The sequence below is a fragment of the Ruixingdingia sedimenti genome (assembly GCF_031432425.1).
Classification (GTDB): Bacteria; Pseudomonadota; Alphaproteobacteria; order Rhodobacterales; family Rhodobacteraceae; genus Ruixingdingia; species Ruixingdingia sedimenti.
In genome coordinates this window covers 1-8,815 of record NZ_JAVKPH010000065.1, presented here as the reverse complement: position 1 = coordinate 8,815, position 8,815 = coordinate 1, and the positions used below count along the sequence as shown (strand labels likewise).

Annotated in this window: 7 protein-coding genes; 1 reads left to right on the top strand and 6 read right to left on the bottom strand. The window is 68.8% G+C overall.

Going from position 1 to position 8,815, the window contains the following annotated elements; all coding sequences use genetic code 11:
* Positions 1 to 105: 105 nt before the first annotated feature.
* From RGD00_RS22375 to RGD00_RS22350, 6 genes are all read right to left on the bottom strand, one after another.
* On the bottom strand, positions 106 to 1,359 hold the full coding sequence (locus tag RGD00_RS22375) for a CaiB/BaiF CoA transferase family protein (protein WP_310459456.1): 1,254 nt from the start codon (positions 1,357 to 1,359) through the stop codon (positions 106 to 108).
* Positions 1,360 to 1,376: 17 nt separating this feature from the next.
* Positions 1,377 to 2,993, bottom strand: coding sequence for a GMC family oxidoreductase (locus RGD00_RS22370; protein WP_310459455.1), 1,617 nt, complete (start codon positions 2,991 to 2,993; stop codon positions 1,377 to 1,379).
* 78 nt (positions 2,994 to 3,071) lie between these two features.
* On the bottom strand, positions 3,072 to 4,580 hold the full coding sequence (locus RGD00_RS22365) for an aldehyde dehydrogenase family protein (protein WP_310459454.1): 1,509 nt from the start codon (positions 4,578 to 4,580) through the stop codon (positions 3,072 to 3,074).
* Between the two features lie 64 nt (positions 4,581 to 4,644).
* Positions 4,645 to 5,691 (bottom strand): TRAP transporter substrate-binding protein, encoded by a 1,047-nt coding sequence (locus tag RGD00_RS22360; RefSeq protein ID WP_310459453.1) that lies wholly within the window; start codon positions 5,689 to 5,691, stop codon positions 4,645 to 4,647.
* 315 nt (positions 5,692 to 6,006) lie between these two features.
* A complete protein-coding gene (locus tag RGD00_RS22355; RefSeq protein WP_310459452.1) occupies positions 6,007 to 7,221 on the bottom strand; it encodes an acetyl-CoA C-acetyltransferase in 1,215 nt (404 codons plus the stop codon).
* A 281-nt stretch (positions 7,222 to 7,502) separates the two neighbouring features.
* The gene (locus RGD00_RS22350) at positions 7,503 to 8,441 is read right to left on the bottom strand and encodes a LysR family transcriptional regulator (RefSeq protein ID WP_310459451.1); all 939 of its coding nucleotides are present in this window, start codon (positions 8,439 to 8,441) and stop codon (positions 7,503 to 7,505) included.
* Positions 8,442 to 8,495: 54 nt separating this feature from the next.
* Here RGD00_RS22350 and RGD00_RS22345 point away from each other — a divergent pair.
* The coding region (locus tag RGD00_RS22345; RefSeq protein WP_310459450.1) for a nitronate monooxygenase at positions 8,496 to 8,815 on the top strand (320 nt) is incomplete at its 3' end.

The window sequence follows — 8,815 nt, the reverse complement described above, 5'->3', positions numbered from 1 at the left end:
GCCTTCCAGCTCACCGAAGCCCGCATCCGCGAAGACGTCGGGCCAAGGCTCACCCTCATGGTCCAGAACGTCGAGGCCGAACTCAAAAGGGTCGGGGGAAGGTAGTCAGACCACCCGGCGGGCGCGCAACCCGGCGATCCGCGCGGGGTCGAGACCCAGCCAGCTTTCCAGCACCTCGGCGGTATGTTCGCCAAGCGCGGGGGGCAGGCGGGCCTCGACCGGCGGTACGCCGGACATCTTGACCGGGTTGCCCACCACCTGCACCGGCCCCCAGGCCGGGTCGTCCAGCGTCACCAGCATCTGGCGCGCGGCGACATGGGGGCAGTCGAAGATATCCTCGACATCGTTGACCGCGGCCGCGGGCACGCCGGCGGCCAGCAGCGCCTCCAGAGCCTCGGCGCGGGTGCGGGACATCAGCCACGGGGCGAAGCTGTCCGTCAGCGCGGCGTTCTCGCGGCTGCGCGACAGGCCGTCGCGGAAGCGGGGGTCGTCCTTCAGCCCGGGCATCCCGATGGCCGCGCAGAAGCGGTGCCAGATATGTTCGCCCAGAACCGCGATGACGATATGGCCGTCCTTCGTGCGGTAGCTGCCGAAGGGGGCCGTCACCGCATGCAGGCCGGGGGCGGATTTCGCCTTCTGGCCGGAATACATCGCCACCGAGATCTCGTTGAGGATCAAACAGGCGTCGTAGAGCGAGATGTCGATCAACTGCCCCTTGCCGGTGCGCCCGCGCTGGATCAGCGCCAGCGTCGCGCCATAGGCGCCGAGGATGCCGGCCTCGATATCCGCCAGCGAGAAGCCCAGATAGGTCGGCCGGTCGCCCGTGCGTTCGGGGCGGTTCATCAGCCCGCTCAGCGCCTGTCCCACGATGTCGAAGGCGGGGGCGTCGATACAGGGGCTCGGCAGCAGGTGTTTCTGGCCGAAGCCGGAAATGGCGACATAGATCAGCCGGGGGTTCGCCTGCGACAGTTCGGCATAGCCGAGGCCGAGCCGGTCCATCACGCCTGCGCGCAGGTTTTCCACCACGATATCGGCCTCGCGCGCCAGTTCGGTGAAGATCGCCTTGCCCTCGGGGTGCTTGAGGTCGAGCGTGAGGCTTTTCTTGTTGCGGCTTGCGCGCAACAGCGACAGGCCGCGCGGGTTGCCCTCGGCGTCATGCTTCACCGGGCTGGTCTGGCGGGCCATGTCGCCGCCCTCGCGGTTTTCCACCTTCACCACCTCGGCCCCCGCATCGGCGAGCCACATCGAGCAATAGGGGGCGGCGAGGAAGTTTTCCACCGTCAGCACGCGGATCCCTTCCAGCGGGCGCAGGCCGATCATGGCGGACAGGCCGGTGGCGGCGGTATCGAGGTGGGTCATGGTCGGGTCTTTCCGGGTCAGAGGATGGCGGGCGGAAGGGCAGGGCGGCCCAGGATCATGTCGGCGGCCTTTTCGGCGATCATGATGACCGGCCCGCCGGTGTTGCCGCCCAGAAGCGTGGGCATGACGGCGGCATCGACCACGCGCAGGCCGCGGATGCCATGGACGCGCAGTTGCGGGTCCACCACCGCGTCCGGCCCCATGCCCATCGCGCAGGTGCCGGTAGGGTGATAGGCGCTGTGGGCGCGCTGGCGGATGAACTGCGCCAGATCGGCGTCGGACCGGATCTGCGGGCCGGGTTCCAGTTCCGCGCCCCGTACCGCGTCGAAGGGCGCGGCCTCTGCCAGCTGCCGCGCGATGCGGATGCCGCGGGCCAGGCGGTCCACGTCGTCGGGATCGGACAGGTAGTTCGGGTCGATCACCGGCGCCGCGCGCGGATCGGCGCTGGCCAGCCCCACCCGGCCCCGGCTTTTCGGCCGCATCAGCGAGGCCATCAGCCCGAAGCCATGCCCGATGCCCATCTGCCCTTTGGCGTTGCGCAGCGCGGGGACGAGGATGATCTGGATGTCGGGCCGGTTCAGCGCCGGGTCCGAACGGATGAAACCGCTGGCATGCAGGACGTTGTTGGCCAGCAGGCCCTTGCCGGTGAAGGGCCAGCGCAGCACGTTCCACGCCAGCCACGGGAAACTGCGCCACGACAGGCCATAGGGCACCGTGGTGGGGCTGGAATATTGCGTGGTGGCGACGATGTGGTCCTGTAAATTCCGGCCGACGCCGGGCAGGTGGTGGCGCACCGCGATCCCGTGGGCGCGCAGGTCGTGTTCGTCACCCACCCCCGACAGCATCAGCAGATGGGGCGAGCCGATGGCGCCGGCGGACAGGATCACCTCGCGCGCCGCGCGGATCCGGCGGATCTTGCCGCCCGCCTCGTATTCCACGCCGCGGGCGGTGCCGTTCTCGATCAGCACGCGGCGGGCCAATGCGTCCGTCACCACGCGCAGGTTGGGGCGGTTGCGGGCGGGGCGCAGGTAGGCGGTCGCGCTCGACACCCGCCGCCCGCGCGCGATCGAGGCCTGACGGCGGCCGAAGCCTTCGTGCGTGGGCCCGCAGAAATCGGGGTTGCGGGGGTATTGCAGGCTTTCGCCCGCCTGCATCAGGGTTTCCACCAAGGGGCTGTACATGTCGAGGAACCCCACCTCCAGCGGCCCCCCGGTACCGTGGTAAGGGGAATCGCGGAAGTCGCGGTTGTTCTCGGACCGCAGGAAATAGGGCAGCACCTCGGCGAAGGACCAGCCCTCTGCCCCGATGTCGCGCCAGTCGTCATAGTCGGTCGGATGGCCGCGGGTATAGACCATGCCGTTGATCGAGCTCGACCCGCCGAGCGTGCGCCCGCGCGGGGTGGCGATCCTGCGGTTGTCGGCATGGGGCTGCGGCGTGGTGAAGAACATCCAGTTGTATTTCGGATGGCTCAGCAGCTTGGCGATGCCGATGGGGATGGTGATCAGGGGGTGGCGGTCCTCCGGCCCCGCCTCCAGCAGGCAGACGCGGACCCTGGGGTCCTCGGACAGCCGGTTGGCCAGCACGCAGCCTGCCGATCCCGCGCCGACGATCACATAGTCGAAATCCTCGGCCATTGCGCCATTCCCCCGGCAATATCCCACCAGTCCCCGCCAGTGGCGGGGGGCCCGGGCGCGGACGCCCGGGGCCGTTCGTCAGAAGCGGACGTGGACCGATTTCGTCTCGGTATAGGCCATGACGGAATCGATGCCGAATTCCCGCCCGATCCCCGATTGCTTGAAGCCGCCGAAGGGCATCACCGGATCGGTTTCGCCGAAGGTGTTGATCCAGACGCGGCCGGCGCGGATCGCGCGGGCCATCTTGTGGGCGCGGCCGATGTCGCGCGTCCAGATCCCGGCGGCAAGGCCGTAGGGCGTGTCGTTGCCCTGGAACACGGCGTCCTCTTCATCCTTGAACGGGATGATCGACAGGACGGGGCCAAAGATTTCCTCGCGCGCGATCTTCATCCGGTTCTTCACGCCGGAAAACACCGTGGGCGCGATGTAGTAGCCTTGGTTGCCCAACTGGCACCCGCCGGTCATCAGGTTCGCGCCATCGGCATTGCCCGCATCGACATAGCCCATGACCCGTTCCCGCTGGCGGGCGGAAATCACCGGGCCGAGCTTGGTGTCGGCCTCGAAGGGCGAGCCGACCTTGAGCGTGGCGGCGATCCGGCTGACCTCCTGCGCCACCTCGTCATGGATGCTTTCATGCACGAACAGGCGGCTGCCGGCCGAACAGATCTGGCCCGAGTTGCGGGTGAACCCGTTCACCGCCGCCAGCACCGCTTTTTCCATGTCGGCATCGGGGAAGATGATGTTCGGGGTCTTGCCGCCCAGTTCCAGCGTGACGCGCTTGAAATTCCCGGCCGAGGCGAGAAGGATCGAGCGGCCGACCGCCGTGGACCCGGTGAAGGACACCTTGTCGATGTCGGGATGTTCCGTCATCGCCGCCCCCACCGTGGGACCATAGCCGGTGACGATGTTCAGCACGCCCGGCGGCAGCAGCCCGGTTTCCTGCGCCAGTTCCGCGATGCGCAGCGAGGTGAGCGAGGCGAGTTCCGACGGTTTCAGCACCACCGTGTTGCCGCAGGCCAAGGGCGGCGCGATCTTGAGCGCGACCAGCAGCAGCGGCACGTTCCACGGGTTGATCTGCCCGCAGACGCCCACGGGTTCGCGCAGGGTATAGATGAACTGCGCCGCATCGGTCGGGTTCGTGGTGCCGTGGATCTTGCTGGGCCAGCCCGCGTAATAGCGGAACGCATCCACGCAGGCGCCAAGGGCCGCGGCGCTGAACCATGACGGCATGCCGTTGTCGAGCGATTCCAGCGCCGACAGTTCGTCCTTGTGGCGCTCGATCGCATCGGCGATGGCCAGCAGCACCCGGGTGCGGGCATGGGGCGAGATGCCCTTCCAGTTCGGCGCCTCCAGCGCGCGGCGGGCGGCGGCGACGGCGGCATCGACATCGGCCTTGTCGCCCTCGGCGATCAGGGCCAGTTCCTCCTCGGTCGCCGGGTTCAGCACCGCGATGGTCCTGCCCGACCGCGCGGCGACCCATTCGCCGTCGATCAGCAGTCTCTTGGGCGCCCCGGCCAGCCATGCGCGTGCGGCCTTCATGCCGGGATGTTCGGGGTGCACGTCGCTTTCGCGCGGGATAACGGTCATCGGGGCCTCCTGCAAAAAGGGATCGCCGCCGCGGCCGGGGTTTGCCGGCCGCGGCGCAGGGGGATCAGTTCGTGGCGGCGGCGTTGAACGCCTCGAACATGGCGCTGCCGTCCTTGCCGGCCTTGTCCATCTCTTCCTTCCAGCTGGTGACGACCGGCTCGGCCGCCTTTTCCCAGATGGCGACCTGTTCGGGCGTCATCGTGATGGCGGTATGGCCGTTCTGGCTGACGATCCGGTCGCGCAGGGTGGCATCGCTTTTCCCCGTCCAGTCGCACAGGCTGGCCTGGGCATTGGCGGCGGCGGCGGTGAAGATCCCCTTCATCTCGTCCGACAGGCCCTGCCACGACTTGTCGCTCATGGCGAAGACGATGGCGGCGGCGCCGAGCCGCGGGCCCTCGACGGAATATTTCAGCACGTCCTCCAGATGGTATTCCGGGATGCCGTGATAGTTGTAGAGCCCGCCGTCGATGGTGCCGCGGCTGATCGCGTCGAACAGTTCCGACGCCGGGATCTTGGACGGAACCGCGCCGAGCGCCCGCACCGTCTTGTCCATCGCCGCGCCGTTCGCCCGCAGCTTGAGCCCCTGGATCGAGGACAGATCGCCCGTGATCGGCTTGGCGGTGGTGATGTGATAGGGCGGCAGCGCGGTGACGAACAGCACATGCATGCCCTGCGGTGCATATTCCGCCGTGTTCAGCGGCCCGCCTTCCTTGACGATGTTCCACAGTTTTTCGGTGCCCTCGCAGGCCGAGGCATAGGTGCCCGGCAGTTCCGCGACCGAACTGAGCGGCAGCTTGTCGGGAACGTAGGAGACGGGGATGATGCTGATGTCCGCGAGCCCGCTGTTCAGCGATCCGATCAGGTCCTTGCCCAGTTGCGCGGCGGGATAGACCTCGAACTTCACCGCATCGCCCGCCGCCTTCGTCACCTCGTCGACGAAAAGCTGGCCGCCGTGTTCCCACAGATAGACGGTCGGGTTGAAGAGATGCGAGACCTTGAGGGTCTGCGTGTCCTGCGCCAGCGCGGGCGCTGCGGCCAGCACCGCCGCCGATGCGGCCAGCGCCGCCCGGCGGGCAAGGCGGGGCAGGAACGGATATGGGGTATGTTTCATGGTGGTCTCCTCCCTGAGAACCGGGCGGCCCCTGCGGTGCGGGGCCCTGTGCCGCCTGTGCGGATGCGGATCACGCTAGGAGGGCGGGTTTCGCCATGCAATTCGTGGTTTCGGAATGCGCCATTACCGGATGGCGAAGGCGGGCCATGGCAAAGGTGGGCCGGGCAGGGCGCAACGCAAAAGGCGCGGCCCCTGCCGGGCCGCGCCTCATCCGCGGGGGCAGCCCCCCGGCGCTTCGCGGGCGGTGCGGCTGCCTTTCTTCGCTTCCTTGCGGCAGGAACACCGACAGTCGGGGCGTGTCGCCCGCGCCGCCCCTCAGACGACGCGCCTGAAGATCGCGGTCAGGCCCTGGCCGCCGCCGATGCACATCGTCTCCAGCCCATATTGCGCCTCGCGCCGGCGCATTTCGCGCAGCAGCGTGGTCAGGATCCGCACGCCGGTGGCGCCGACGGGATGGCCGAGCGAGATGCCCGAACCGTTGACGTTCATCCGCGCGAAATCGTCCTTGCCGAAGCCCCATTCGCGGGTGCAGGCCAGCACCTGCGCGGCGAAGGCCTCGTTCAGTTCGATCAGGTCGATGTCCTTCAGCGTCAGCCCCGCGCGGTCCAGCGCCTTTTTCGTCGAGGGCACCGGGCCGATGCCCATCCGGTGCGGCTCCACCCCCGCCGCGGCCCAGGAAACCAGTTCGGCATAGGGATGCAGGCCGAGGCGTTCGGCGGTCTCGATATCCGTCACCACGCAGACCGCGGCGCCGTCGTTCTGGCCGCTGGCATTGCCCGCGGTCACGGTCGCCTCGGGGTCGGATTTCAGCAGGACCGGGTTCAGCGCGGCGAGCTTTTCCAGCACCACATCGGGGCGGACATGTTCGTCGCGGTCCAGCACCACCTCGCCCTTGCGCCTGTCCTTGACGGTGACGGGCACGATTTCCTCGGCAAAGCGGCCATCCGCGATTGCCGCCGCCGCGCGCCGGTGCGAATTCACCGCCAGTTCGTCCTGTTCCGCGCGCGGGATGGCATATTCGCGCCGCAGGTTTTCCGCCGTTTCCAGCATGCCGCCCGCCACCGGATAGCGGAACCCGCCCGAGGTCACGCGGCCCCGCGCCAGCCGGTCGTGCAGCTGCGCCGGCCGCCCGCCGGTGCCCCACCGCATGTCCTCGGTATAATATTCCGCGCGGCTCATGCTTTCCGCCCCGCCCGCCAGCACGATGGAGGCGACGCCGGTCTGCACCCGCATCGCCGCATCCATCACCGCCTGCAAGCCCGACCCGCAGCGCCGGTCGATCTGCAACCCCGGCACGGTGATCGGCACCCCCGCATCCAGCGCCGCCACGCGGCCGATCGCCGGGGCCTCGCCGTTCGGATAGCACTGGCCGAAGATCACGTCGTCGATCTTTTCGGGGTCGATCCCGGTGCGCGCCAGCACCGCCTCGATCACCGTGCGGCCCAGATGGGTGGCCGGAACGTCGCGGTACATCCCGCCATAGCCGCCCACGGCCGTGCGGACCGGCTCGCAAATCACAACGCGTTTCATGCTTTCCCTCCTGGCGCTCGGGTCATCGGCGCGGCGACGACGGGGTTCGCCTTACATTACGGAATGATATTCCGCAATACGGAATGTGCGCGGATGACGTCGGCGGGTCGCCGGGCCGGGGCCCATCCGCTTTCGGGCCTGCCTGTGACATCTGTGGGCGGCGCTCCGCGCGGGAGTATTTGCGGCAAGATGAAGCCGCATGCCGGCGGGAACGCCCCGGCCCGTCTTTCACCGTGCCCCGGATAGCCCCGCCGAAGGCCGCTGCCCGGCGGCCCCGCGGCTCAGGGCGCCTCTTCCCCCGCCGGCTGCGCCGTCAGCTGTTCGATCAGCAGCCGCGCCGCGGGCGATACCGGCACCCCGCGCTGCGTGGCGACATGCATCCGGCGCACCGCCCAGGGTTCGGCGATCCGGGTGACTGATACCCGTTCGAAATCCTCGATCGACAGCATGCATTCCGGCTGCACCGTGACGCCGAGCCCCTCCTGCACCAGACTGCGCGCGGCATTGATGCCGTTCACGTTGAACCTGGGCCGCAACTCGCGCCCCATCGCGCGGGCGGCGGCGCGGATCTGGGTCATCAGCGTCGTGCCCGGGCGGATGGCGATGAAGGTTTCGTCCAGGATGTCCGCCAGCGTCACCGCGCCCATCTCGGCAAAGCGGTGCCCCTTGGGGAACACCACCACCAGCCGGTCGCTGCGATAGGGGGTCGTGGCCAGCGCCTCGTAATCCAGCCCCTCGGCATGGACATAGAGCGCCACATCCACCTCGCCCGCCTTCAGCGCGCGCAGCACGGCGGGGTTGTCCTCCTCCTGGATCTCGACCTCGATGAAGGGGAAATTGCGGGTGAAATCGCCGATCTCGCGCGCCAGATGCTGGACGATGATCGCCCCCGTCGCCGCCACGCGGACATGGCCGCGCACGCCTTCGGTGAACTCTGCCAGTTCCCGGCGCAGATCCTCCAGATTGGCGAAGATCACCTGCAGCCGCCGCGCCAGCACCAGCCCCGCCTTGCTGGGGGCCACGCCCTTGGGATTGCGTTCCAGCAGGCGGACGCCGGCGATATCCTCCAGATCCTGGATGCGCTTGGTCGCGGCCGAGGGGGCGATGTTCTCCAGCTGCGCCGCGCGCCCCAGTTGCCGTTCCTCGATCGCGGCGAGGAACAGCCGCAGGGTCAGCAGATCCACCCTGCGGATGAGTGCGTGCACGCTGAGACCGCTCACGTTTTCCCTCCCCCTGTGCGGTCTTCACGCTAGCCTTGGGCGGGGCCTTGCGCAATGCGTCAGCATCGGCGCGGGGGCGCTTCGCGAACCACGAAGGCCCGCTTCGCCAATGGCAACTGGATTGCGCGGGGGCGGGCGGGGCTAATGCCGCCATCCGGTTCGTCCTGCGCTTGCGGGCGAATCCCCGTCATATCCATCGCAAAGGACTGCCCCATGTCCCGCCGTACCCTTCGCACGCCCCTGTGTGATCTTCTCGGGATCGAGGTCCCGATCCTTCAGGCGGGGATGGGGGGTGTCGCGTTCGGGCCTCTGGCGGCGGCGGTGTCGGCGGCGGGGGGGCTCGGGACCATCGCGGCCATCTCGCCCACGCCCGC